The organism is Camelimonas sp. ID_303_24 (genome assembly GCF_053543495.1).
Genome location: NZ_JBLLJM010000001.1, coordinates 86,529 through 110,715 on the forward strand (window position 1 = coordinate 86,529; position 24,187 = coordinate 110,715).

Here is a 24,187-nt window from a genome sequence, read left to right on the forward strand (position 1 = left end):
GCCGAATTCTTGAGCCGCCGCTTGCCGGGGCATGCGCTGTCGCGGCCACATTGAATTGTCGCTCCCCATTGGTTCGTTGCGCCTTGCCTTTCGCCGGCTGGATCTGCTGCAATGCTCGCCATCCAGACTGACGTCTATCTGAATCTGAACGCGCAATGGGTGTTCTGGTTCCCGAGAAAGTGTGGAACTAATGTTGCTGGTGCTGGTTATCATGTAGCCAACCACTGTCGTTAACCGCCATTGCGCTGTCCGGCGGCGCCTCATCCATCGGAGCCCTCGATGTCACTTTCGCAAGAGATTGCGCCCCACCTGCCGTATCTGAGGCGCTTTGCCCGCGCCCTGACTGGCTCCCAGACGGCGGGCGATGCTTATGTTGTGGCGGCTCTCGAAGCGATTGTGGCTGATCCCTCGGTGCTTCCCGCCAGCGCCCGGCTGCGTCCGGCGCTGTATCATGTGTTCCTGAAAATCTGGTCGTCCATTGGCCCCAATCTGGAAGCCGCGGGTGAACTGGCCAACGCGACCGTTGCCGAGCAGCGCGTCACGGCGCTGACGCCGCGCCCGCGCCAGGCCTTTCTGCTGCGGACCGTTGAAGGCTTCGCGCTGGATGAAGTCGCTGAAATACTTGGCGTCACGGTGGATGAGGCGGCTGGTCTGGTGACAGAGGCCGGCCGGGAGATCGCCGCCCAGGTGGCCACGGACGTGCTGGTGATCGAGGATGAGCCGATCATCGCCATGGACCTGGAAGGCCTGGTGGAGGACATGGGGCACCGGGTCGTCGGCGTGGCGCGCACTCACCGGGAAGCGGTCGAGCAGGCGCTCAGACACCGGCCAGGCCTTGTGCTGGCGGATATCCAGCTGGCCGATGGCAGCTCCGGTCTCGACGCGGTCAACGAGATGATCGCCAGCTTCGCCGTGCCGGTGGTGTTCATCACCGCCTATCCCGAGCGGCTGCTGACTGGCGAGCGTCCAGAGCCGGCTTTTCTCATCACCAAGCCATTCCACATCGATACGGTGCGGGCGGCGATTTCGCAGGCGCTGTTTTTCGACCGCCGCGCCGGCCAGCGCCCGGCGGCCTGACGGCCCGGATTGTATCTGGAAAGCCAAAACCCCGGGGCGCCCCCCGGGGTTTTGCGTATCCGCCTGTTTGTCGCCTCAGTCTGGCGGCCTCAGTCTGGCAGCCTGTGCGCTGGCATCATCTGGCGATCCGGCTCAGCCTTCCCTGTCCCGGTTGGCGCCAACCATCAGGCCGACAAGGAAGCCGACGCCCGCCGCGATGGCGATTGAGGTCGTGGGGTTCTGCTGCACCACGGCGCGCGCTTCCCGCACGCCGCCGCCCGCCTGACCGATCCAGTAGCGGCCCTGGTCCATGGCCGTACCCGCCGCTTTGGAAACAGCGTCGCCATCCGGCAGGCTGGCGCGCAACTGGGCGACATTGCCGCGCAATCTGTCTCCGGTTGCGCCGGCGACGCCGGATACCCGGTGAGCAATTGAGGCGATCTCGGAGCGGATGGCTTCCAGTTCGTCGGCCACGTCTTTCTGCTTGCTGTTTCCCAGCCAGGAACTCATGACGTTCTCCTCTTCGGTTGCCGCCGCCGCGCCGTGACGCGACAGCCATCGTTTTCGGGCGGGACGCCCGAACACCCTCAGGGGAAAAACGTGGGTCTGGCCAGAATGTTCCGGCGGCGGCTCAGACCAGCGGCGGCGTCACCGAGGCGGGGCGCTCCAGCCATGGCGGCGTCGGCAGGCCCTTTTCCCGCAGGAAAACCGGGTTGAACAGCTTGGACTGGTAGCGCGTTCCATAGTCAGCGAGGATGGTCACGATGGTGTGGCCCGGTCCCATTTCCTTCGCCAGGCGAATGGCGCCGGCGATATTGATTCCCGACGAGCCGCCCAGGCACAGACCCTCGTGCTCCAGCAGATCGAAAATGATCGGCAGCGCCTCTTCGTCCGGGATCTGGTAGGCGGTGTCGATCGGCGCGTCTTCCAGATTGGCGGTGATGCGGCCCTGGCCGATGCCCTCGGTGATGGAGGAGCCGGACGCCTTCAGTTCGCCGTGGACGTAATATTCGTACAACGCCGCGCCGAGCGGGTCGGCCAGCGCGATGCGCACATTGGGGTTGCGCTCCTTCAGGGCGATGGCGATGCCGGCCAGCGTGCCGCCGCTGCCGACGGCGCAGGTGAAGCCATCGATCTTGCCGCCGGTCTGCTCCCAGATCTCCGGGCCGGTGCCTTCGATATGGGCGACGCGGTTGGCGACATTGTCGAACTGGTTGGCCCAGACCGCGCCGTTGGGTTCGCTGGCGGCCAGCTGTTCGGCAAGGCGGCCGGAGAGTTTCACGTAATTGTTAGGGTTTGAATAAGGAACGGCCGGCACCTGCACCAGCTCGGCGCCAAGCAGGGTGAGGGCGTCCTTTTTCTCCTGCGCCTGGGTCTCGGGAATCACAATGACGCTGCGGTATCCAAGGGCGTTGCCGACCATGGCGAGGCCAATGCCGGTGTTGCCGGCGGTGCCTTCAACGATGACGCCGCCGGGCTTCAGCAGGCCCCGGGCCTCGGCGTCGCGGATGATATAAAGCGCCGCGCGGTCCTTGACGGACTGCCCCGGATTCATGAACTCTGCCTTGCCGTAGATGTCGCAGCCCGTGAGCTCCGATGCGCGACGCAGCCGGATGAGCGGCGTGTCGCCGATTGCGTGCAAGACGCTGTCAAAGCGCTTCATAACGCGTTTCCTGAAAATGACGCCGCCTGACCTGAAAAGTGCATTTTGCCGGAAGCTGGCCCAGGCGGGAGGATTGCCGATGCAGATGCAGGCGACTTTAGGCGCCGCGCGCCTCCGATTCAACGGCGAACTGCCGGAGCGCGTGGGAGTTGGTTTAATATACATACACAACAAGTGAATTATAATTATTCACATTTTCTATGTTGCAATTCTGAAAAAGCTCGCGATTATACGTGGAAATTTCAGGAGGCTGACATGGCCATTCGGGGCGATGATTTTTTTGGGTTGAAGCTCAGGGGTCTGGCCCGCCCGGCCCCGGCGAAAGCAGGGACGGCGTCTGAACGGGCGCAGGCCAGGGCGGCGCGCCGCGGTCTCCGTCTGGCCGCGCTGGCCGGCGTCGCCGTGCTGGGGTTGTCCGCCGCTGCGGGTTTTGTCAGCAGCTTCCCCAGGCAGGCGCTCGCCGCCCAGGCCATTCTCAATGTGTCCTATGATCCGACGCGCGAGCTTTACCGGGATCTGAGCGCCGCCTTCACGGCGGATTGGGAGAAGAAGGGTGGCGGCGCGGTGCAGGTGCGGACCTCCCATGGCGGCTCCGGCGCCCAGGCCCGTACGGTGATCGACGGCGCTCCGGCGGATGTTGTCACCCTTGGCATTCCGTCGGACATCGACGCCATCGCCAGGCTCTCCGGCAAGATTCCGGCGGACTGGCGGACGAAGCTGCCCAACAATGCGCTGCCCTATACCTCCACCGTGGTCTTCGTCGTCCGCAAGGGAAACCCGAAGAACATCCATGACTGGAACGATCTGGTGCGCGAGGATGTCGGCGTCATCACGCCCAACCCCAAGACCTCCGCTGGCGGCCGCTGGAATTTTCTTGGCGCCTGGGGGTTTGCTGCGGAGAAGTTCGGCAAGGACGATGCCAAAATCCGCGAGTTCGTCGGCGCGTTGTACAAGAACGTGAAATCACTCGACACCGGCGCGCGCGGCTCCACCATCACCTTCGCCCAGCGCAATTTCGGCGACGTGCTGCCGGCCTGGGAAAACGAGGCTCACCTCATCACTGGCGAGTTCGGCAAGGACAAGTTCGACATCATCACGCCGAAGACCTCTATTCTCGCCGAGCCGCCGGTGGCCCTCGTTGAGGGCAACGTCGATCGCAAGGGCACGCGCAAGGAAGCCGAGGCGTTCCTGAAGTTCCTCTACACGCCCGAAGCCCAGCGCATCATCGCGAAGCATCACTATCGCCCGTCGGACGTTTCGGCCCTGAAGCCGGAAGAGCGCCCCACCGAGATCAGGCTGTTCCGCATCGAGGATCTTTTGGGCAACTGGGATGTGATCCAGAAGACATATTTCGACAATGGCGGCGTGTTCGACCAGCTGACGGCGCGCAAATAACTTGCGCGCCACGCGGCTCCGGCTGGCCGGATGCTGGCCGGCGCGGCGCAATCCTGTTCGCGAGCTCCTGTCGTTGTGATGCATTTCCATGCAGGCCGCGCGCTTTTGATGCGCGGCGGCGGCGGGTTTGCCAGTAAAATATCAATTCCAGAAACCGCCGGGGGAACTGGGCCATGAGCGTAACAGCAGCGGCGCCGCCGCCGCGTCGTCCATTTTTCCGCAAGACCGGCGTATTGCCAGGCTTCGGCCTGGCTCTTGGCTACGCCCTGACCTGGCTCGGCCTGATTGTCCTGTTGCCGCTGGCGGCGCTGTTGCTGCGCGCGTCCAGCTCCGGCGTGGAAGGCTTTGTCGTCACCCTGTCTGATCCGCGCGTCCAGCACGCCCTGTTCATCAGTTTCGGCGTCTCGGCCGTCGCCTCCATCGCCGCGACGCTGGCCGGCCTCATCATCGCCTGGGCGCTGACGCGCTATCATTTTCCGGGACGGCGCGTGGTGGACGCCATGGTCGACCTGCCGTTCGCGCTGCCGACGGCGGTGGCTGGCATCGCCCTTGCGGCGCTGTACGCGCCGGATGGCCTGTTGGGCGCGCCGCTGGCCAGGCTGGGCTGGCAGGTGGTCTACAATCCTGTCGGCATCTTCATCGCCATGGTGTTCATCGGTCTGCCCTATGCGGTGCGCACCGTGCAGCCGCTGATCGCCGAGATTGACAGCGAGCTGGAGGAAGCGGCGGCGACCCTTGGCGCCAACCGGTGGCAGACCGTGTTCCAGATCCTGGCCCCGCCGCTGCTTCCGGCGGCGCTCACCGGCCTTGCCCTGGCTTTCGCGCGCGCGCTTGGCGAATACGGCTCGGTCATTTTCATCGCCGGCAACCTGCCGGGCGTTTCGGAAATCGCGCCGCTGCTGATCGTCATCAAGCTGTCGGAGTTCGACTACACCGGCGCCACCGTCATCGCGGTCATCATGCTGGTCATGGCGTTCCTGGTGCTGCTCGTCATCAATCTCATCCAGGCCTGGAGCCGGCGGAGGATGGGCAATGTCTGACCCCGACCTGCAGCGAGACCGCGTTTATGTGTCTGACAGCGTGCTGACGGAAGCGCCATGGGCGCGCGCCGCCATCATTGCCTTCGCCGCCATCTTCCTCGCCCTGTTCCTGTTGCTGCCGCTCGGGCTGATCTTTCACGAGGCGCTGGCGAAGGGCTTTGGCGCCTACTGGCGGGCCCTGGTTGATCCGGACGCCATCTCCGCCATCCAGCTCACCCTGCTGGTGGCGGCCATCGCCGTGCCGCTCAATCTGGTGTTTGGCGTCGCCGCCTCCTGGGCGATCGCCAAGTTCGATTTTCCCGGCAAGAGCTTCCTGATCACGCTGGTCGACCTGCCGTTCTCGGTGTCTCCGGTGGTGGCGGGCCTGGTTTACGTGCTGCTGTTCGGCGGCCAGGGGCTGCTGGGGCCGTGGCTGGAAGCGTGGAATATCCAGATCGTCTTCGCGTTGCCCGGCATCGTGCTGGCGACGGTGTTCGTCACCTTTCCCTTTGTGGCGCGCGAACTGATCCCGCTGATGCAGGATCAGGGAGCCGCCGATGAGGAGGCGGCGCTGACCCTCGGGGCCAGCGGCCTGCGCGCCTTCCTCACCGTTACCTTGCCCAACATCCGCTGGGCCCTCCTGTACGGCGTGCTGCTCTGCAACGCGCGCGCCATGGGCGAATTCGGCGCCGTGTCGGTGGTCTCCGGTCATATCCGCGGTCTCACCAACACCATGCCCCTGCACGTCGAGATCCTTTACAATGAGTACAACTTTGTCGCAGCCTTCGCTGTCGCCTCGCTTCTTGCGATCCTCGCCCTCGTCACCCTCATTGGAAAGACCTTCCTCGAGTGGCGCTACGGCGAGGCCATCGCCCACGGGCGCCGCTAACGCCGGTCCTGCGGCCGGCCACGAACGGAGCAGGCCAGTGGACATCCGCGTGACCGACCTCGCCAAGGAGTTCGGCGGCGCGCGCGCCCTGCGCGGCGTCAGCCTGCACGTGCGCTCGGGCGAGCTGATGGCGCTGCTTGGCCCCTCGGGTTCGGGCAAGACCACGCTGCTGCGCATTATCGCCGGCCTGGAGACCGCCGAGCGCGGCAGTGTTTTCTTCGGCGAGACCGACGCCACCCGCCTGTCGGTGCAGCAGCGCCACGTCGGCTTCGTCTTCCAGCACTACGCTTTGTTCCGGCACATGACGGTGGCGGACAATATCGCCTACGGTCTGCGCGTTCGACGGCGGTCGGAGCGTCCGTCGCGCGCCGCCATCAGCGCCCGGGTCGAGGAACTGCTGGCCCTGATGCAACTTGAAGGCTATGGCGGCCGCCATCCGGCCCAGCTTTCCGGCGGCCAGAAGCAGCGCGTTGCCCTGGCGCGGGCGCTCGCCGTCGATCCGCGCGTGCTGCTGCTCGATGAGCCCTTCGGCGCCCTCGACGCCAAGGTGCGCAAGGACCTGCGCGCCTGGTTGCGGCAGATTCACGCCCAGACCGGCCACACCACTGTCTTTGTTACCCACGACCAGGACGAAGCGCTGGAGCTGGCCGACCGCGTCGCCATTCTCAATCGCGGCCGCATTGAGCAGGTCGGCGCGCCTGACGAAATCCACGAGCAGCCGGCCTCGGCCTTCGTCGCGTCGTTTGTTGGCGATGCGGCCCGCGTGCCGGTGCGGGTGCAGGGCGGCAAGGCGGTGTTCGGCGAAACCGTGCTGGAGGCGCCTGGGCAGGCAATGGCCGATGGCGAGGGCTGGCTGTGGCTGCGGCCTTACGATCTGCGCCTGACGGGGCAGGGCGAGGCGGCGGGCGAATTGCACGGAACCATCGTCGGCGTGCGCCGCACCGCCAATGGCCGCCGCGTCGAAGTCCGGCTGCAGGGGCTGGACGTGATTGTCGAGGCCGACGCGCCGGCCGGGCTGTCCTGCGGGCACGGCGAACAGGTATCCCTGGCCGTTCTCGGCGGGCAGGTTTTTCCCGACGGCGATGGATAATACAAAATAATTACGTTAAATAACGTATTGTTACATCATCTAGCGTAAAATATTTTGCTATCCCCCTTGTCATGGGGTATTGGCGGGTCCAGATTGAAACCTGTCCAGTGTAGACAGGCGCCGGAGCGTCAGGGGATTGAAGACATGAAGAGGGCGGCCAAGGGGCACGCGTTGCAGGTGGTCACCGCCAATGCGCTCAGGAGCGGCTCGGTGGTGTTCCGGACGGCGCAGGGCGACTGGTCCCTGGATATTGCGGATGCGGCGATCGCCGAAACCGCTGAGGCTGGCGAGATCCTGCTGGCAGCCGCCGCGCAGGACGTGGCGGCCGATATGGTTGTCGAGGCCTATCTGGTGGATGTCGAGCGCCTCGCGGAGGGGCCGCGCCCGCTGCTGTTGCGCGAGCGCATCCGCGCCCTGCGCGGCCCGACCATCACCGAGAACCGCACGCTGCCGCCGGCGCCCGCTGGGGACGGCCTGTTGAAGGCGGCCTGTTGACGCGTCTTCCGGCGGAGCGGCTGTCGCTCCGCATGATGCAGACGCCAGAAACCGGAACTTTGGGACTGGGAGCGCTCTGAAAGCCTGCATTCAGGCGGGAGCGGGGCCAGCCATTCAGGACACGAAGCCATGTACCGTTATGACGAATTCGACCGCCGCTTCGTGACGGGCCGCGTCGACCAGTTTCGCGATCAGGTGCTGCGCCGCCTGTCCGGCGAACTGACCGAAGACCAGTTCAAGCCATTGCGGCTGATGAACGGCGTCTATCTTCAGTTGCACGCTTACATGCTGCGCATCGCCATTCCCTATGGCGGGCTCAACGCCGCGCGCCTGCGCAAGCTGGCCGACATCGCCATGAAGTATGACCGCGGCTTCGGGCACTTCACCACGCGCCAGAATCTGCAGTTCCACTGGATCGAACTGAAGGACGTGCCGCAAATTCTCTCAGACCTCGCCGAGGTCGAGATGCACGCCATCCAGACCTCGGGCAATTGCATTCGCAACGTCTCGGCCGATCATTTCGCCGGCGCCGCCGTCGACGAGATCGCCGATCCGCGCCCCTACGCCGAAATCCTGCGCCAGTGGTCGTCGCTCCACCCCGAGTTCACCTACCTGCCGCGCAAGTTCAAGCTGGCGGTGAGCGGCTCGGCGCATGACCGCGCCGCCATCCAGGTGCATGACATCGGCCTGCAGATCGTCCGCAACGAAGCTGGCGAAACCGGCTTCACCGTCTATGTCGGCGGCGGGCTCGGCCGCAGCCCGTTCATCGGCAAGAAGGTGCGCGACTTCCTGCCCGAGGCGGAGCTGCTGAGCTATTGCGAGGCGATCCTGCGCGTCTACAACATGTTTGGCCGCCGCGATAACAAGTACAAGGCGCGCATCAAGATCCTGATCCACGAGGCGGGCGTCGATGAAATCCGCCGCCAGGTGGAGGAGGAGTACGAACAGATCCGCGGCAGCCGCCTGACGCTGCCGAAGGCCGAGCTTGACCGCATCGCCGCCTATTTCGCAGCGCCGGATTTCGCCGCGCTGCCGGAGCGGTCGCAGGCGCACGAACAGGCCCTGGCTGGCGATCGCGCCTACGCCGACTGGGTGGAGCGCAACGTCGCGCCGCATCGCCAGCCCGGCCACGCCATCGCCACCATCGCCCTGAAAGCGGTGGGCGAGGTGCCCGGCGACATCTCCGCCGACCAGATGCGCGTGGTGGCCGACATCGCCGAGCGTTACGGCCACGACGAGGTGCGCGTCAGCCACGAGCAGAACCTGGTGCTGCCGCACCTGCGCAAGGACGACCTGCCGCAGGTGTTCGCCATCCTGCAGCAGGCGGGGCTGGCCTCGCCGCACGCCGGCCTGATCACCGACATCATCTCCTGCCCGGGCCTCGATTACTGCTCGCTGGCCAACGCCCGGTCGATCCCGGTGGCCCAGCGCATCACCGAGCGTTTCGCCGACCTGAAGCGCCAGCGCGACATTGGCGATCTCAAGCTGAAGATCTCTGGCTGCATCAACGCCTGCGGCCACCACCACGTCGGCCACATTGGCATTCTGGGCGTCGACCGCAAGGGCGAGGAATTCTACCAGATCACCCTGGGCGGCTCCGGCGACGAGAACTGCTCCATCGGCGGCATCGTTGGCAAGGGCTTCTCGTCTGACGAGATTGTCGACGCCATCGAGAAGATCGTCGACACCTATATCGCCTTGCGCGTCAGCCCGTCCGAAAGCTTCCTAGAAGCATTCCGGCGGGTGGGCGAGGCCCCGTTCCGCGAGGCGCTCTATGCCGAGGCTGCCTGATCCCGCCGTGGCGGCGACCCCAGCCGCCACGTCCGCCAACGCAGTCGCCCGCGCCGGGGAATTGACCAGCGCGGCGGCGGCGCTCGACGCCCGTTATGCCGGCGCGACGGCGGAGGAGTTGCTGCGCCTCGCCCTGCGCGAGCGCGTCGCCGGGGCGGCGGCGCTGGTCTCCAGCTTCGGCGCTGAATCGGCGGCGCTGCTGCATCTGGCGGCGCAGATTGATCCGGCGGTTCCAGTGATATTCGTCGACACGGGCCGGCTGTTCCCCGAGACCCTGGCCTATCGCGACCGCCTCGTCGCCATGCTCGGCCTCACCGACGTGCGCAGCGTCGGCCCCGACGCGACGACCGAACAGCGGCTCGATCCGATCGGCGCGCTGTTCGCCCGCGATACCGACGCCTGCTGCGGTTTCCGCAAGGTGGAGCCGCTGGACGCGGCGCTGAAGCCGTTCAGCGCCTGGATCAGCGGCCGCAAGCGCTACCAGGCCAGCAGCCGCCACGACATTCCGGCCTTCGAGGCCACGGCGACCCACATCAAGGTCAATCCGCTGGCCTCCTGGTCGATGGCCGACATTGCCCAATACATGCGCGCCCATGCGCTGCCGGCCCATCCGCTGGTCGCCAAGGGCTACCCCTCCATCGGCTGCGCCCCCTGCACCTCGCCGGTGGCGGAAGGGGAGGACCCCCGCGCCGGCCGCTGGCGCGGCCAGGACAAGACCGAGTGCGGCATTCACGTGAGCCCGGCGGGAACGATAACAAGGAACAAGGCATGAGCGGTCTCGTGAAGAATGGTGCGGTGATCGCCGACATCTGGGCCCGTCCGGCCGACGATATGGCGCTGCCGACCGATGGTCCGGTGGTGGTGTCGAAGGCCCGCTTTCTCGCCGACGCCAGCGATCTGCGCGGTCGCAACGCGCCGCTCGGCCTCAGCCTGCGCGCCGGCGACACGCTTGATGGGCTGGAAGCCGACCTGAACCGTTTCGCCCTGATCGCCCTGGATTTCCCCGCTTACACCGACGGGCGCGCCTATTCTCTGGCCCGCCTGCTGCGCGAGCGGCACGGCTATACCGGCGATCTGCGCGCCGAAGGCGACGTGCTGTGGGACCAGATTCCGCTGATGAAGCGCTGCGGCTTCGATGAGTTCGCTATCCGCGACGACCGGGTGCTGAACGCTTTGGTCGAGGGCCGCATCCATGACGTGCCGGTGCACTACCAGCCGGCGGGTCGCGATGACGTGGAAATCCAGCCGCCGGGCGCCCGTCCATGGCTGCGGCTGGAGCCCGGCGCGTAACGAAGACTGGCGCCTGAAAAACGGCGCGCCCGCGCAGACTGCTGCGCATCAGGATCGAGGACGCCGCCTGTGGCGGCGTCGCATGTTGGAAAAGGGCGACGGCCGGTTGTCGGGCCGCCGCGGGAATTCGCTCATGTCCGCTCAGTTGCAAGCTGTGTCATCCGGGGCCGCGCAAGGCGTCGCGCCCGCACTCGAAGGCATCGCGCCCTCCGGCGCCGCTCCGCGTCCTGCCCTGTCGCCGCATCTGGCCCGCCTGGAGGCGGAATCGATCTACATCATCCGTGAGGTCGCGGCCGAGTTCGCCAATCCGGTGATGCTGTATTCCATCGGCAAGGATTCAGCGGTGATGCTGCACCTGGCGCGGAAGGCGTTCTTCCCCGGGCCGCTGCCGTTCCCGCTGCTGCACGTGGACACGCGCTGGAAGTTCCGTGAGATGATCACGTTCCGCGACGCCATCGCCGCGCGCTATGGCCTGGAGCTGCTCACCCACGTCAACCCGGAAGGGGCGGCGCGGGGGATCGATCCGTTCACCTCCGGCTCGGCCCTGCACACCCAGGTGATGAAGACCGAGGGGCTGAAGCAGGCGCTGGAGAAGTGGAAATTCGACGCGGCCTTCGGCGGCGCCCGCCGCGATGAGGAGAAGAGCCGCGCCAAGGAGCGGATTTTCTCGCACCGCACCGGCGCCCACGCCTGGGAGCCGCGCAACCAGCGGCCGGAGCTGTGGAGCCTGTTCAACACCCGCATCGCCAAAGGCGAGTCCATGCGCGTGTTCCCACTCTCCAACTGGACCGAGCTGGACGTCTGGCAATACATCCTGGCCGAGGACATTCCGGTGGTGCCGTTGTACTTCGCCAAGGAGAGGCCGGTGGTGGAGCGCGACGGCGCCCTGATCATGGTCGACGACGAGCGCATGCCGCTGCTCCCCGGCGAGACGCCGCAGATGCGGCTGGTCCGCTTCCGCACCCTCGGCTGCTACCCGCTCACCGGCGCGGTGGAGTCCGCCGCCACGTCGCTGCAGGACATCATCGCCGAACTGATGGCCTCGCGCGCCTCCGAGCGCCAGGGCCGCGTCATTGACCATGACGACCAGGCCTCCATGGAGCGCAAGAAGCGCGAGGGCTATTTCTGATGAACGCTCCCAACAATCCGGGCGACAATCTGGCCAGCCTGGCGCCGTTCCCGCAAAATCGCCCGGCCGACCGGGGCCTGCTGCGGTTTCTCACCTGCGGCTCCGTCGATGATGGCAAGTCCACGCTGATCGGCCGCCTTCTGCACGAGACCAAGTCGATCCTGGAGGATCAGCTCTCGGCGCTGCAAAAGGATTCGCGCCGGCACGGCACCACGGGCGAGGACCTCGATCTGGCGCTGCTGGTCGATGGCCTGGAAGCCGAGCGCGAGCAGGGCATCACCATCGACGTGGCTTACCGCTTCTTCGCCACGCCGCGCCGCTCGTTCATCGTCGCCGACACCCCCGGCCACGAGCAGTACACCCGCAACATGGCCACCGGCGCCTCCAATTCGGACCTGGCCATCCTGCTGGTCGACGCCCGCAAGGGCCTGCTGACCCAGACCCGCCGCCACGCGGTGATCGCCTCGCTGCTCGGCATCCGGCACGTGACGCTGGCGGTGAACAAAATCGACCTGGTCGGTTTCGACCAGGGCATTTTCGACAGCATCGTCGCCGATTTCCAGGCCTTCGCGGCGCCGCTCGGCTTCGTCGACGTCACGGCGATTCCGCTGTCGGCCCGCTTTGGCGACAATGTCGCCGCGCCAAGCCCGGCCATGCCCTGGTATTCTGGTCCGACCCTCGTTGAGCACCTCGAAACCGTTGAGGTCGACGCCGACCGCACCGCCGCGCCGTTCCGCATGCCGGTGCAATGGGTCAATCGGCCCAATCTGGACTTCCGCGGGCTGTCGGGCACGATCGCCAGCGGCCGCATCGGCGTGGGCGATGAGGTGATTGTCGCTTCGTCCGGCCATGGCAGCCGGGTGGCGCGCATCGTCACCTTCGATGGCGACCTGCCGGAAGCCGCCGCCGGCGACGCCGTGACCATCGTGCTGGCTGACGAGATCGACGCGCCGCGCGGCGAGATGCTGGCGCCGCCGAAGGCGCGGCCGGCGCTTTCCACCCGCTTCATGGCCCGCCTGGTGTGGATGGCGGAAGACGCGCTGAAACCCGGCCGCAGCTTCCTGCTAAAGACCGGCGCCCGCACCGTTCCGGCCACGGTCACCCGCCTGGCCAGCGCCCTTGACGTCGACCGTTACGAGGATGCCGCCGCCGGGGCCCTGCCGCTGAACGGCATTGGCCTGGTGGAGGTGCAGACCTCCGCACAGGTCGCCATCGACCCTTACGGGGAAAACCGCGTCACCGGCGCCTTCATTCTCATCGACCGCTTCACCAATGGCACGGTCGCCGCAGGCATGGTCACCGAGCCGCTGGGCGGCCCCAACGTCCATCTGCATGGGTTCGACGTGGACCGCGCCGTGCGTTCTGCCCAGAAAAACCAGCGGCCGCTGGTGGTGTGGTTCACCGGCCTGCCGGGCTCGGGCAAATCGACGATCGCCAATCTGGTCGAGCGCCGTCTGGTCGCCGCCGGCCGCCACACCATGCTGCTGGATGGCGACAGCCTGCGCATCGGCCTGAATTCCGACCTCGGCTTCGACGCGGCCAGCCGCGCCGAGAACATCCGCCGGGCCGGGGAGGTGGCGCGGTTGATGATGGAGGCGGGCCTGGTGGTGCTGTGCGCCTTCGTTTCGCCATTCCGCGCCGACCGCGACCGGCTGCGCGAGGCCGTCGGCGACGGGGCTTTCGTGGAGGTCTTCGTCGATACGCCGGTGGACGTGTGCGCCGAGCGTGACCCCAAGGGCCTGTACGCCCGGGCGAAGGCCGGCGGCATCTCCGATTTCACCGGCATCGGCCAGGACTATGAGGCGCCGCTGGCCGCCGAAATCACCCTGCGCCCCGGCGACGGCGGCGCTGAACGCCTCGCCGACATGGTGCTGGCGGCGATCGAGCCGCGCATCGCCGGCGACGGCCAGACGTCTGAAGATTCCGCCGCCCTGTAAGGTGGGGATCAGAGCGCTTTCCGATCAGACGGAAACGTCCGGTCGACCAGAATTCGTTCATGACCAGGGCCCCTGCAATCTGCAGGAAACCGGAAAGGGCGCCCGCGGGCGTCCTTTTTGCGTTGAAGCGCAGGCCTGGCCGGCGGCGGGAAGCATATTGCGCAGGGACGAATGACGTTGGGCAACGCAAAAATACGCTGGCCAACAGGTTAAAAACCCCAAATCCAGTTTCGTTTTGCCAAGTTTACTCGCTCTGGTCCGGGATTTCCCTGTCGGGCCTGAATTTACCCTCTCTTGAATGTGTGCATGGCCGGCTTGCGCCAGATCGGTTATTGTTTTCAACTCCCGGTAGCGGCTCGCAGGTCCGGTGGAACCTGGGCCCGTCGGCGGACGTTGTCGTGTCGATGTATTTTCAGGCGGAGCGGTTCACGCTCCTGAGCGCTTTCGGGTCAGACGGAATCGTCTGTTCGGCCAGTATTCGCTCAAAACAAAGGATGCCAGGGCCTTTTCCGATCCATTCTGTTCGGAAAAGGCCCTGGCCAGCAACAACTGATCCCAGCGACAGGAGCACCAGATGGGTTTGTTCAGCTTTATCAAGGAAGCCGGCGCGAAGATCTTCGGTTCGGGCGAAGCCCAGGCCGCCGAGGGCGGACTGACGCCCGAGGTGCTTAAGAAACACGTGACAGACGCGGGCCTCAGCGCCGACGGCGTTGAATTTGCCGTTGACGGCGACAAGGTGACGATCACCGGCAACGCCCCAACCACGGAAAACGCCGAGAAGATCGTGCTGACGGTTGGCAACAGCCAGGGCGTGGCCTCGGTCGACAACAAGCTGGCCGTGGCGGCCCCTTCCGGCGATTCCCAGACCTATACGGTGCAGAAGGGCGACACCCTCTGGAAGATCGCCGAGCAGTTCTACGGCAAGGGCCATGGCGACAAATATCCGGAGATCGTCAAGGCCAACACGCCGCCGGTGAAAAACCCGGACCTTATTCAGCCAGGCTGGGTGCTGCGCATTCCGCCGCTGTCCTGACCGCATCTGGCCGGACGGGGCGTTCAACTCCGTCCGGGTTTCAGAATTGGCCGGTTTCAGGAGCGCCCGGTTACCGGAAGCACAGACTTTCATGGCCGGAGCGCGCCCCGGCGGCGCACGCCGGCTCCCCCGCAAAGCGTCGCGCCGGTCGCCGCCGACCCATGGCGCGGTTGGCCAGCCGTTGCGCGGCGGATCGCGCGAACAGGCCGGGCGTTCAGACATACGCCTGAAAAAAGGCCATCGCGCGCACGCCCCGCTCGGCGGCGTCTGCGCGTGGCGCATGGGCTGCATACTTCAGTTTCGTAAAATGCGTGGTTTTCGTGCTTGAGCGCCGCCCCCGCTCATAGCAGAGTTGGCCCTCGCCTGACGCAGGGGGCTATTCACGTTTTTTAACGTGAAATATCGCCCGCATTTGTCGCCTCCACGCGTCGGCCCATAAAAATATCGCGAAGCATCAACCGGCCACAAGGCCGGGTTTCGCATTTCCAGTTGCGCCGCGTTCTGTCGCGGCAGGGGAGTTCAGTCATGTCGGCCACTACGCCTGAAGTCGTTCATCTTGACCGCGAGACGGTCAAACGCGGTCTGGCCGATGGCAGCATCCTGCTGGTCGACGTGCGTGAGCCAGATGAGTTTGAGGCCGGGCATATTGCCGGCGCCGTGCTGTTTCCGCTTTCGACCTTTGTCGCCGACGATCTGCCTGATCCGCAGGGCAGGCGGCTGGTGTTTTCCTGCCGTTCCGGCAAGCGCTCGCAGACGGCGATCGCGCACGCCGCCGCGGCCGGCCTGCCGTGGCGCGAGCATTATGCGGGCGGCATCCTCGACTGGATCGGGGCTGGCGAGCCGGTCGTGAAAGACTGACCATTGCCGGCGCCATGGCGCCAGACGCGGCGAGGGTCGTCGCGCGTCAGCAAACAAACCAGACACAGAGGGCGGAGCGCTGGCCTGGCAGGCCGGGTCCCATCGCGTCGCTTCCCGTATTATTCCGGTCGTTGATCATGAACAGCAAGCGTCTCCCGCTTCTCAGCCTTTTGACCGTGTTTGGCGCTGCGCTCACCCTGGCGGGATGCAGTGACAATTCAGGCGGCAAGGCCGCCGCGCCGCCGCCGCCCCAGGTCACCGCCGCCAGGCCCGTCGTGAGGCAGGTGGTCGAGCACGATGATTTCACCGGCCGGTTTGAGGCGGTGGAAGCCGTCGAGGTGCGGGCGCGCGTCTCCGGCGTGCTGGAATCGGTGCTCTTCCGCGAGGGCGGTATGGTCAAGCAGGGGGACCTGCTGTTTGTCATTGACCGGCGCCCCTATCAGGCGGTCGTCGATCAGGCCCTGGCCGCCGTCAAATCGGCGAAAGCCCGGGTTGACTTCGCGGTTGGCGACCTGGATCGCGCCAGAAATCTCAGCAGAACGGGCAATATTTCCGAGCAGATTCTTGAAACGCGCCGCCAGACTGCGCAAGTGGCCCAGGCCGACGTAGCAGCCGCCGAGGCCAATCTGGAGGCCGCCCGGCTTAATCTCAGCTTCACCGAAATCCGCTCGCCGATCAGCGGCCGCATCGGGCGCAGGGAACTGACCGAGGGCAACCTCGTCGTCGCCAACACCACCCTGCTCACCAACATCGTCTCCGTCGATCCGATCTACTTCTACTTCGACATTGATGAGCGTTCGCTGCTCGCCTATACGCGCCTGCTCCAGGCCGGCGGCGAAAAGCCCGGCACGGAGGTCCTGGTCGCGCTGTCCGACGAGGACGAGCCGTCGCTGCGCGGCAAGCTCGACTTTTTGAGCAACAGGCTCGATCCCGGCACCGGCACCCTGCGCGCCCGCGCCGTGCTGCCCAATCCGGGCGGCCTGCTGAAGGCCGGCATGTTTGGGCGGATCCGCGTGCCAGGCTCCGCGCCCTACCAGGGCGTTCTGGTCCCCGACGTCGCGATCATGACCGACCAGAACCGCCGTTTCGTCTGGGTGGTGGATGAGGGGGGCGCCGCGCGCGCCCAGGTGGTCCGGCCCGGCCCGCGCATCGACGGCTACCGGCTGGTCCGCTCAGGTCTGAAGGGCGACGAGACCATCGTCATCAACGGCATGGTCCGCGTGCGGCCCGGGCTGAAGCTCGCCGCCAAGGTGGTGGAGTTGCCGCCGAAGGCCGCGCCAGCCGGCGCCGCCGCCGCTGCGCCCTCAGCAAAACCGGATGAGACCAGGGCTGGCGCAAAACCGCCGGCAGCGGGCCAGGGCAGCGATGGCAAGGGGGGCGACGACAAGGCGCCCGCCGGCAAGACGCCCGAAAAGAAGTGACCAGATCATGAAGTTCGCTCACTTCTTTGTCGACAGGCCCATCTTCGCATCGGTGCTGTCGATCGTCGTGGTCCTGGTCGGCTACATTTCCTATCTGGCGCTGCCGGTGGCCCAGTATCCGGAGATCGCGCCGCCAACCATCGTCGTGCGCGCGTCCTACCCGGGCGCCAACGCGCAGACCGTCGCGGCGACCGTTGCCACGCCGCTCGAGCAGGAGGTCAATGGCGTCGAGGACATGCTTTACATGACCTCGAACTCATCGAGCGACGGCTCGATGCAGCTGACGATCACCTTCAAGCTTGGCACTGACCTCGACACCGCCAACGTGCTGGTGCAGAACCGCGTCGCCGTGGCGCTGCCCCGCCTGCCGGTGGAGGTGCGCAATCTTGGCGTCACCACGCGCAAGAGCTCGCCCGACCTGATGATGGTCGTGCACATGTTCTCGCCGGACGCCAGCTTCGACGACCTGTACATCTCCAATTATTCGCTGATCCGGGTGCGCGACCAGTTGCTGCGTCTTGAGGGCGTTGGCGATATCACCCTGTTCGGCGTGCGCGAGTATTCGCTGCGCGTCTGGCTGAATCCTGACCGGCTGACGTTCTATGGCCTCACCACCACTGACGTGATGTCGGCCCTGCAGGAGCAGAACGTGCAGATCGCTGGCGGCGCCCTTGGCGGGCCGCCAGTGCCGGAAGGCTCGGCGTTCCAGCTGACAGTGCAGGCCCAGGGCCGCTTCCAGGACGTGAAGCAGTTCGAGGACATCATCATCAAGTCAGGCGTTGGCGGACGTCTGGTGTTCCTGAAAGACGTGTCGCGCATTGAGCTTGCCGGCCGCGATTACACCAGCAACTCGTACCTGAATGGCAAGCCGGCCATCGGCATTGGCGTCTACCAGCGCCCTGGCACCAATGCGCTGCAGGCCTCCGCCGCCGTGCAGGCCAAGATGGACGAGCTGAAGAAGTCGTTCCCGGTGGGGCTCGATTATCGCATCGCCTACAATCCGACCATCTTCATTTCCGAGTCGGTGCATGAGGTCTACAAGACCCTGTTCGAGGCGATCATCCTCGTCGTCATCGTCGTGCTGGTGTTCCTGCAATCCTGGCGCACGGCGATCATTCCGGTCATCGCCATCCCGGTGTCGCTGATCGGCACATTCGCCGCGATGGCGGCCTTTGGCTTTTCGCTCAACAACCTCACGCTGTTTGGCCTGGTGCTCGCCATCGGCATTGTTGTCGACGACGCCATCGTGGTGGTGGAGAACGTGGAGCGCAACATCGCTGACGGCTATTCGCCCAGCGAGGCGGCGCACCGCACCATGGACGAGGTGGGCGGCGCGCTGATCGCCATCGCCCTCGTGTTGTCGGCCGTGTTCGTGCCGACGGCGTTCATCTCCGGCATCACTGGCCAGTTCTACCGCCAGTTTGCGTTGACCATCGCCGTGGCGACGGTCATCTCCGCCTTCAACTCGCTGACGCTTTCGCCCGCATTGTGCGCCCTGTTCCTGAAGGGACATGAAGCCGCCCATGCGCCGCCGCGCAACATCGTTGCCCGGGTCGGTCGTGGTTTCGCCAATGGCTTCAACCGGGGGTTCGACAGCACGTCGGCGGGCTACGCCCGCACGGTGCGCGGCATCGTCGCCCACAAGATCCCGCTGATCGGCGCGCTTGTGGTCTATTGCGGCCTGCTGTTCGGCGCGGGCTATCTGGGTAACAAGGTGCCGACCGGCTTCATTCCGCGTCAGGACCAGGGCTATCTGATCGCCATCGTGCAATTGCCGGACGGCTCCACGCTCACCCGCACCGACGAGGTGATGCGGCGCGCCTCGGATATCGTCAAGGGTACGCCTGGCGTTGCTGACGCCATTGGCATCGTTGGCATTTCCGGCTCCACCTTCACCCCCTCGTCAAGCCAGGGCATCATGTTCGCGCCGCTCAAGCCGTTCGATGAGCGCACCGGGCCGGGGATGAAGGACTTCGAGATCGCCGCCGAGGTGATCAAGCGGCTTGGCGCCATCCAGGAAGCGTTCACCATCGCCGTGCCACCGCCGCCCGTGCGTGGCCTTGGCACCTCGGGCGGTTTCAAGATGATGGTGCAGGACCGCTCCGGCGCCGGTCTGGAATCCCTGCTGACGGCGACGCGCGGCCTGATCGCGGAAGCCAACAAGGACCCCAACCTCACCCGCGTCTACACCACGTTCGGCATCAATACGCCGCAGATCTATCTGGATATCGACCGCACCAGGGCGCGGATGCTCAATGTTCCCCTGTCGAATGTGTTCTCGACCCTGCAGGTGAACCTGGGCGGCGCCTACGTCAACGACTTCAACGCGTTTGAGCGCGTCTATCAGGTGCGCGCCCAGGCCGACTCGCAGTTCCGCGCCGAACGGGAGCGCATCCTGCGTCTGAACGTGCGCACGGCGGACGGCGCCCAGGTGCCGCTTGGCACCCTGGTGAATATCCGCGACGTGGCTGGTCCGGACCTGGTGCAGCGCTACAATATGTACACCTCGATCCCGGTGCAGGGCGAAACCCCGCCCAACATTGCCTCGGGCACAGGCCTCAACGCCATGGAGAAGGTGGCGGCGCGGGCGTTGCCGTCGGACCTTGGTTATGAGTGGACGGATCTGGCCTACCAGGAAAAGCTGGCGGGCAACACGGCAGTGTACATCTTCGCCCTGTCGGTGCTGTTCGTCTTCCTGGTGCTGGCGGCGCAGTACGAGAGCTGGTCCCTGCCGCTGGCGATCATCCTGATCGTGCCGCTGGCGGTGCTGGCGGCGCTCACCGGGGTGGTGTTGCGCGGCATGGACAACAACATCCTGACCCAGATCGGTCTTGTGGTGCTGATTGGCCTCGCCGCCAAGAACGCCATCCTGATCGTCGAGTTCGCGCGCCAGCTTGAGGATGAGGGCAAGGGCATCGTCGATGCGGTGGTGGAAGCCGTGCGGCTGCGCCTGCGCCCCATCCTGATGACCTCCTTCGCCTTCATCCTCGGCGTCGCGCCGCTGGTGGTGGCGCGCGGCCCTGGCGCGGAGATGCGTCAGGCGCTTGGCACGGCGGTGTTCTTCGGCATGATCGGCGTCACCATCTTCGGCCTGTTCCTCACGCCAGTGTTTTACGTGGTGATCCGCAAGCTGTCGGACGGGTTGTCTGGCCTGTTCAGACGCCGTCCGGCGCCGCCGCCGCCAGCCCACTGAGACGCTTCGCGTTTCCGGAAAATTTGACGCCGCCGCCTGTTAAAAGCGGCGGCGTCTGTCTTGACGACGTCAGATCGCCAGTATCGAATTGGAATGATTACAAGCTGTCTGGCGGTTGCGGCCGCGCCGGTGAGCGCCACGGGGCTTGATCACGGTTGATACGGGAGGCGACAGCAGATGATGAGAACACATATCCTGTCTGGCAAACGCATGCTCTGCGGCCTTGCGCTCGCCATGCTGGTTGGCGCCGGGGCCTCGGCGGTTGTCGCCCAGGAGGATCCCATCGCGGCTCGCAAGGCGCTGTTCAAGCAGATGGCTGGCGCCCTGAAGGCGCCTGGGCAGATGCTGAAGGGCGAAGCGCCGCTTGATCTGGCCAAGGTCAAGGAAGGTCTTGCCGTTGTTGCCGCCAATTCGGCGAAGCTGGGCAGCCTGTTCCCTGAAAGCTCGAAGACAGGGGACACGGGAGCCCTGCCGAAGATCTGGGAAGACAAGGCCGATTTCACCGGGCGGTTCGACACGCTGGGCAAGGATGCAGCCGCGGCCATCGTCTCCATCAAGGATATGGACAGTTTCCGCGCCGCCATGCCCAAGGTGCTGGGCAATTGCGGCGCCTGCCACAAGATTTACCGCAAGCCGACCTGAGGCGTTCATGACGGGGGGGACATGGCCTGCCGGCGGCGGGGAGGCGGCGCGTCCGGCGCAGGCCTCCCAGGTCGCCGTATGGGATGGGCCGACACGGATCTATCACTGGGTGCAGCTGGTTCTGGTAACCGGCGCCTACTACACCCAGTGGGCGATGAGCCCGTCGGCGGATCCCACCATGCGCTGGCACCGCTGGTGCGGCTATGGCGTGCTGGTTCTGCTGGTTTTCCGGCTGCTCTGGGGCTTCGCCGGCAGCCCCACCGTGCGCTTCGTCAATTTTCTGCCATCGCCGCGCGCCGCGCTGCGTTATGTCGGGCAAATGGCCGGCGGCCGCGCGCCGAAGTTTCTGGGGCACAATCCCCTTGGCGCCCTCATGGTGTCGGCGCTGTTGCTGGCGCTGGCGTGTCAGGCCGTCTCCGGCCTGTTCACGGCTGATTCCAACGGCATTTTCGGCGGGCCGTTCGGTCACTTCGACATGATGGAGGAATCGCCGGCGTGGAAGGCCAGGCTGCAGCGCTGGCACCACACGGGCGCCAACCTGCTGCTGGCGCTTGTCGCCATCCATGTCCTGGTCAATCTGTTCTACCAGTTCGTCCGGCGCGACCGGCTGGTGACGGCCATGGTCACTGGCGTCAAACCCGCCGGCGAATACGCTGACCATGCCGTTGCGCAAACACCGGCCAGGGCCACGCCGCTGCGCGCCATACTCTGCCTCGCGGCGGCGATCATCATCGTCTTCGGCGGGCTGCTCCTCGGCGGCGGCAAGCTCTGAGGCGCGCCATGCTGGCCCTCGCCGCGAGCATCCACGCCTGTCCGCGCTGATCCGCGCGCATCGCGGGCGTCAGTTTGTTTAGCGCCAGATGCCGGCGAAATGGTGCACCGGCCCGTGGCCGCCGCCGATCTGCAACTGGTCGGCAGCCGCCAGCGCCTCGGTGAGATAGGCCTTGCCGCCCGCCACGGCCTCTTCCAGCTTCGCGCCTTTCGCCATCAGGGCGGCGATGGCGGATGACAGCGTGCAGCCGGTGCCGTGGGTATTGCGGGTGTGGATGCGCGGGGCGCGGAAGCGCTGGACCCCGCGCGCGCTCACCAGCACGTCGGTGCTTTCCGGCCCGGTCCCATGGCCGCCCTTCACCAGCACCGCCCGTGACCCAAGCGCCAGCAGGCGCGCGCCCTGCTGCTCCAGCTCCGCGTCGCTGGTCGCGACAGCCTCGCCGAGCAAAGCGGCGGCCTCCGGCATGTTGGGCGTGAGCAGGGTGGCGAGCGGCAGCAACTCCTGCCGCAGCGTTGCCACCGCATCCTCATTGATCAACCGGTCGCCGCTGGTCGCCACCATCACCGGATCAAGCACCACCGGCCGCATGCCGTGCTGCGGCGCATGGCGGCGCAGGCCGTCAGCCACGGCGCGAATGGTGTCGGCGTGCGACAGCATGCCGATTTTCACCGCATTGACCGGGAGATCGCTGAATACCGAGTCGATCTGGGCGGTGACGAAGCCCGGCGGCGTGTCGCACACGCCCTGCACGCCAAGGGTGTTCTGGGCGGTGAGGGCCGTGATGACGCTCGCGCCATAGACGCCGAGCGCTGAAAACGTCTTCAGATCCGCCTGGATTCCGGCGCCGCCGCCTGAATCCGATCCTGCAATGGTGACGGCGATGGCGGTCAAGGCCTGCTCCCGGCAAAAGAAATCCGTGTGCGAAACTGCGCTCCGCTTGTGCCCGCAGAATGGCGAAACCGCAATCGCATCGCCATCAACCTCGTCGCGCCGCCTCGATTGCCGCCACATCGATTTTGGTCATGCCCATCATTGCCTCGAAGGCGCGCCGGGCTTCATCGCCGCCCGCCGCCAGCGCCCCGGTCAGCGCGCGCGGCGTGATCTGCCAAGACACGCCCCATCTGTCCCGACACCAGCCACAGGCGCTTTCCTCCCCGCCATTGCCGACAATGGCGTTCCAGTAGCGGTCGGTTTCCGCCTGATCGTCAGTGGCGATCTGGAAGGAGAAGGCTTCGCTCTGTTTGAATGCCGGGCCGCCGTTCAGGCCGATGCAGGGAATGCCGGCGACCGTGAATTCCACGGTCAGCACGTCGCCCTTCTTGCCGGATGGAAAATCAGCGGGCGCGCGATGCACGGCGGTGACGGCGCTATCGGGAAAGGTCGCGGCGTAGAACCGGGCCGCCGCCTCGGCGTCTTTGTCATACCAGAGACAGATGGTGTTCTTGTTCATGGCGTGTCCTTTCGCGGAGCAGGGCGGCCCTGGCGCAAGGCCCCGGCGAGCGGCGCCGGCTCAGGGCAGGGACGGGCGGAAGGGGCTCAGGCGCCGAACGCGTCCCGGCCCCCTCCCTGGTTCCCATGTTGCCAGAAAACCGGTGGGGCCATAACCGCGCCCGGCTCACGCCCTCAGAACGCCGCCCGGAAGGCGCCGCCGTCGATCAGAAAATTCTGGCCAGTGATATAGCCGGCGTGGGCGCTGCACAAAAAGGCGCACAGCTTGCCGAACTCGTCCGGATCGCCAAAGCGGCCGACGGGAATGGCCGTTGCCCGCTCGCGCGCCACAACGTCGGCGTCGCGCCCGGCGGCTTCGGCCGCGCCGCGCATGATGCCGGTGAGCCGGTCGGTGGCGAAGGCGCCGGGCAGGATGTGGTTGACCGTTACGCCGTGCGGCGCCAGTTGCCGGGCCACGCCAGCCAGGAAGGCGGTCAGGCCGGCGCGCGCGCCGGACGACAGGTCCAGCCCCTCGATCGGCGTCAGCACCGATGCCGAGGTAATGTTGACGATGCGCCCGAAGCCGCGCTCCGCCATGCCAGGCGCCAGCGCCTGCACCAGTTCGATGGGCGCCACCATGTTTTGGGTGACGCCGCGCAGGATCCTGTCCCGGTCCAGCGCCGTATAGTTGGCGGGCGGCGGCCCGGCGTTGTTGTTGACCAGAATGTCGGCGTCAGGGCAGGCGGCCACCAGGCGCTGCTGGCCTTCCGCCGTCGCCACATCGGCCGCGATCGCCGTCACCGCGCCGCCTGCGCCGCGAATCGCCTCCGCCGTTGCGGCCAGCGTGTCCGCGTCGCGGCCGTTGATGACAATTTGGCAGCCCGCCGCCGCCAGCGCCTCGGCGCAGGCGCGCCCCAGCCCCTTGCTGGAGGCGCAAACAATGGCCTTGCGGCCGGCAATGCCCAGATCCATGGCGTTCTCCCGGTCTCGTCCGTGCGTTGGTCGCGATCAGACGCCCGGGCCGGCCGCCGGTCAATGGCCGTTCTGTCATCAGAGTGACAACAGCCCCTGTCACAGATGACGGCA

General features: G+C 66.2%; 22 protein-coding genes. 17 read left to right on the top strand and 5 right to left on the bottom strand.

Features of this window, described 5'->3' with window-relative positions:
• Positions 1-279 precede the first annotated feature (279 nt).
• Positions 280-1,077: a response regulator gene (locus tag ACERNI_RS00400; RefSeq protein WP_448831300.1), complete on the top strand. Its 798-nt coding sequence runs from the start codon at positions 280-282 to the stop codon at positions 1,075-1,077.
• 132 nt (positions 1,078-1,209) lie between these two features.
• Here the strand turns inward: ACERNI_RS00400 and ACERNI_RS00405 are convergent, their stop codons facing one another.
• Both ACERNI_RS00405 and ACERNI_RS00410 read right to left on the bottom strand, forming a co-directional pair.
• Positions 1,210-1,566: a DUF883 family protein gene (locus ACERNI_RS00405; RefSeq protein ID WP_448831301.1), complete on the bottom strand. Its 357-nt coding sequence runs from the start codon at positions 1,564-1,566 to the stop codon at positions 1,210-1,212.
• A 121-nt stretch (positions 1,567-1,687) separates the two neighbouring features.
• The gene (locus tag ACERNI_RS00410) at positions 1,688-2,719 is read right to left on the bottom strand and encodes a cysteine synthase A (protein ID WP_448831302.1); all 1,032 of its coding nucleotides are present in this window, start codon (positions 2,717-2,719) and stop codon (positions 1,688-1,690) included.
• Positions 2,720-3,106: 387 nt separating this feature from the next.
• Here ACERNI_RS00410 and ACERNI_RS00415 point away from each other — a divergent pair, with 387 nt between their 5' ends.
• The 16 genes from ACERNI_RS00415 (at position 3,107) to ACERNI_RS00490 (ending at position 21,673) form a co-directional block, all read left to right on the top strand.
• Entirely contained in the window at positions 3,107-4,114 is a 1,008-nt protein-coding gene (locus ACERNI_RS00415) for a sulfate ABC transporter substrate-binding protein (RefSeq protein WP_448831343.1), read from the top strand.
• Positions 4,115-4,287: 173 nt separating this feature from the next.
• A complete protein-coding gene (gene cysT / locus ACERNI_RS00420; protein WP_448831303.1) occupies positions 4,288-5,154 on the top strand; it encodes a sulfate ABC transporter permease subunit CysT in 867 nt (288 codons plus the stop codon).
• Positions 5,147-6,022: a sulfate ABC transporter permease subunit CysW gene (gene cysW, locus ACERNI_RS00425; RefSeq protein WP_448831304.1), complete on the top strand. Its 876-nt coding sequence runs from the start codon at positions 5,147-5,149 to the stop codon at positions 6,020-6,022. The genes cysT and cysW overlap by 8 nt, the downstream gene beginning before the upstream one ends.
• 37 nt (positions 6,023-6,059) lie before the next feature.
• Positions 6,060-7,112 (top strand): sulfate/molybdate ABC transporter ATP-binding protein, encoded by a 1,053-nt coding sequence (locus tag ACERNI_RS00430; protein WP_448831305.1) that lies wholly within the window; start codon positions 6,060-6,062, stop codon positions 7,110-7,112.
• A 144-nt stretch (positions 7,113-7,256) separates the two neighbouring features.
• Positions 7,257-7,607 (top strand): DUF2849 domain-containing protein, encoded by a 351-nt coding sequence (locus ACERNI_RS00435; protein WP_448831306.1) that lies wholly within the window; start codon positions 7,257-7,259, stop codon positions 7,605-7,607.
• 129 nt (positions 7,608-7,736) lie between these two features.
• Positions 7,737-9,398, top strand: a complete 1,662-nt coding sequence (locus ACERNI_RS00440) for a nitrite/sulfite reductase (RefSeq protein WP_448831307.1) — start codon at positions 7,737-7,739, stop codon at positions 9,396-9,398.
• Positions 9,382-10,170 carry a phosphoadenylyl-sulfate reductase gene (locus tag ACERNI_RS00445; protein ID WP_448831308.1) on the top strand — a complete coding sequence of 263 codons (789 nt, stop codon included), beginning with the start codon at positions 9,382-9,384 and terminating at the stop codon, positions 10,168-10,170. Before ACERNI_RS00440 ends, ACERNI_RS00445 begins: the two co-directional genes overlap by 17 nt.
• The gene (locus tag ACERNI_RS00450) at positions 10,167-10,688 is read left to right on the top strand and encodes a DUF934 domain-containing protein (protein WP_448831309.1); all 522 of its coding nucleotides are present in this window, start codon (positions 10,167-10,169) and stop codon (positions 10,686-10,688) included. Before ACERNI_RS00445 ends, ACERNI_RS00450 begins: the two co-directional genes overlap by 4 nt.
• A 133-nt stretch (positions 10,689-10,821) precedes the next feature.
• Positions 10,822-11,817: a sulfate adenylyltransferase subunit CysD gene (gene cysD, locus ACERNI_RS00455; RefSeq protein WP_448831310.1), complete on the top strand. Its 996-nt coding sequence runs from the start codon at positions 10,822-10,824 to the stop codon at positions 11,815-11,817.
• Positions 11,817-13,754 (top strand): sulfate adenylyltransferase subunit CysN, encoded by a 1,938-nt coding sequence (cysN, locus tag ACERNI_RS00460; RefSeq protein ID WP_448831311.1) that lies wholly within the window; start codon positions 11,817-11,819, stop codon positions 13,752-13,754. Before cysD ends, cysN begins: the two co-directional genes overlap by 1 nt.
• A 574-nt stretch (positions 13,755-14,328) precedes the next feature.
• Complete coding sequence (lysM, locus tag ACERNI_RS00465; protein WP_448831312.1) at positions 14,329-14,787, top strand: peptidoglycan-binding protein LysM; 459 nt, start codon at positions 14,329-14,331, stop codon at positions 14,785-14,787.
• A 525-nt stretch (positions 14,788-15,312) separates the two neighbouring features.
• A complete protein-coding gene (locus tag ACERNI_RS00470) occupies positions 15,313-15,645 on the top strand; it encodes a rhodanese-like domain-containing protein (protein ID WP_448831313.1) in 333 nt (110 codons plus the stop codon).
• 137 nt (positions 15,646-15,782) lie between these two features.
• Positions 15,783-17,066, top strand: coding sequence for an efflux RND transporter periplasmic adaptor subunit (locus tag ACERNI_RS00475; protein WP_448831314.1), 1,284 nt, complete (start codon positions 15,783-15,785; stop codon positions 17,064-17,066).
• A 7-nt stretch (positions 17,067-17,073) separates the two neighbouring features.
• Entirely contained in the window at positions 17,074-20,259 is a 3,186-nt protein-coding gene (locus tag ACERNI_RS00480) for an efflux RND transporter permease subunit (RefSeq protein WP_448831315.1), read from the top strand.
• 177 nt (positions 20,260-20,436) lie between these two features.
• Positions 20,437-20,901, top strand: coding sequence for a c-type cytochrome (locus ACERNI_RS00485; RefSeq protein WP_448831316.1), 465 nt, complete (start codon positions 20,437-20,439; stop codon positions 20,899-20,901).
• Positions 20,902-20,908: 7 nt separating this feature from the next.
• Positions 20,909-21,673 carry a cytochrome b/b6 domain-containing protein gene (locus tag ACERNI_RS00490; RefSeq protein ID WP_448831317.1) on the top strand — a complete coding sequence of 255 codons (765 nt, stop codon included), beginning with the start codon at positions 20,909-20,911 and terminating at the stop codon, positions 21,671-21,673.
• A gap of 78 nt (positions 21,674-21,751) precedes the next feature.
• On the opposite strand, the gene thiD is transcribed toward ACERNI_RS00490, so the two are convergent.
• The 3 genes from thiD to ACERNI_RS00505 all read right to left on the bottom strand — a co-directional run bounded on the left by thiD (position 21,752) and on the right by ACERNI_RS00505 (position 24,073).
• Complete coding sequence (gene thiD, locus ACERNI_RS00495; protein WP_448831318.1) at positions 21,752-22,564, bottom strand: bifunctional hydroxymethylpyrimidine kinase/phosphomethylpyrimidine kinase; 813 nt, start codon at positions 22,562-22,564, stop codon at positions 21,752-21,754.
• 85 nt (positions 22,565-22,649) lie between these two features.
• Positions 22,650-23,123 (bottom strand): VOC family protein, encoded by a 474-nt coding sequence (locus ACERNI_RS00500; protein WP_448831319.1) that lies wholly within the window; start codon positions 23,121-23,123, stop codon positions 22,650-22,652.
• A gap of 173 nt (positions 23,124-23,296) precedes the next feature.
• Complete coding sequence (locus tag ACERNI_RS00505; RefSeq protein WP_448831320.1) at positions 23,297-24,073, bottom strand: SDR family oxidoreductase; 777 nt, start codon at positions 24,071-24,073, stop codon at positions 23,297-23,299.
• Positions 24,074-24,187 lie beyond the last annotated feature (114 nt).

Coding starts and splice junctions, on each gene's coding strand:
- ACERNI_RS00400 (WP_448831300.1), top strand. CDS start 280: ATGTCACTTTCGCAAGAGATTGCGCCCCACCTGCCGTATCTGAGGCGC.
- ACERNI_RS00405 (WP_448831301.1), bottom strand. CDS start 1,566: ATGAGTTCCTGGCTGGGAAACAGCAAGCAGAAAGACGTGGCCGACGAA.
- ACERNI_RS00410 (WP_448831302.1), bottom strand. CDS start 2,719: ATGAAGCGCTTTGACAGCGTCTTGCACGCAATCGGCGACACGCCGCTC.
- cysT (WP_448831303.1), top strand. CDS start 4,288: ATGAGCGTAACAGCAGCGGCGCCGCCGCCGCGTCGTCCATTTTTCCGC.
- cysW (WP_448831304.1), top strand. CDS start 5,147: ATGTCTGACCCCGACCTGCAGCGAGACCGCGTTTATGTGTCTGACAGC.
- ACERNI_RS00435 (WP_448831306.1), top strand. CDS start 7,257: ATGAAGAGGGCGGCCAAGGGGCACGCGTTGCAGGTGGTCACCGCCAAT.
- ACERNI_RS00440 (WP_448831307.1), top strand. CDS start 7,737: ATGTACCGTTATGACGAATTCGACCGCCGCTTCGTGACGGGCCGCGTC.
- ACERNI_RS00445 (WP_448831308.1), top strand. CDS start 9,382: ATGCCGAGGCTGCCTGATCCCGCCGTGGCGGCGACCCCAGCCGCCACG.
- ACERNI_RS00450 (WP_448831309.1), top strand. CDS start 10,167: ATGAGCGGTCTCGTGAAGAATGGTGCGGTGATCGCCGACATCTGGGCC.
- cysD (WP_448831310.1), top strand. CDS start 10,822: ATGTCCGCTCAGTTGCAAGCTGTGTCATCCGGGGCCGCGCAAGGCGTC.
- cysN (WP_448831311.1), top strand. CDS start 11,817: ATGAACGCTCCCAACAATCCGGGCGACAATCTGGCCAGCCTGGCGCCG.
- lysM (WP_448831312.1), top strand. CDS start 14,329: ATGGGTTTGTTCAGCTTTATCAAGGAAGCCGGCGCGAAGATCTTCGGT.
- ACERNI_RS00470 (WP_448831313.1), top strand. CDS start 15,313: ATGTCGGCCACTACGCCTGAAGTCGTTCATCTTGACCGCGAGACGGTC.
- ACERNI_RS00475 (WP_448831314.1), top strand. CDS start 15,783: ATGAACAGCAAGCGTCTCCCGCTTCTCAGCCTTTTGACCGTGTTTGGC.
- ACERNI_RS00480 (WP_448831315.1), top strand. CDS start 17,074: ATGAAGTTCGCTCACTTCTTTGTCGACAGGCCCATCTTCGCATCGGTG.
- ACERNI_RS00485 (WP_448831316.1), top strand. CDS start 20,437: ATGATGAGAACACATATCCTGTCTGGCAAACGCATGCTCTGCGGCCTT.
- ACERNI_RS00490 (WP_448831317.1), top strand. CDS start 20,909: ATGACGGGGGGGACATGGCCTGCCGGCGGCGGGGAGGCGGCGCGTCCG.
- ACERNI_RS00500 (WP_448831319.1), bottom strand. CDS start 23,123: ATGAACAAGAACACCATCTGTCTCTGGTATGACAAAGACGCCGAGGCG.
- ACERNI_RS00505 (WP_448831320.1), bottom strand. CDS start 24,073: ATGGATCTGGGCATTGCCGGCCGCAAGGCCATTGTTTGCGCCTCCAGC.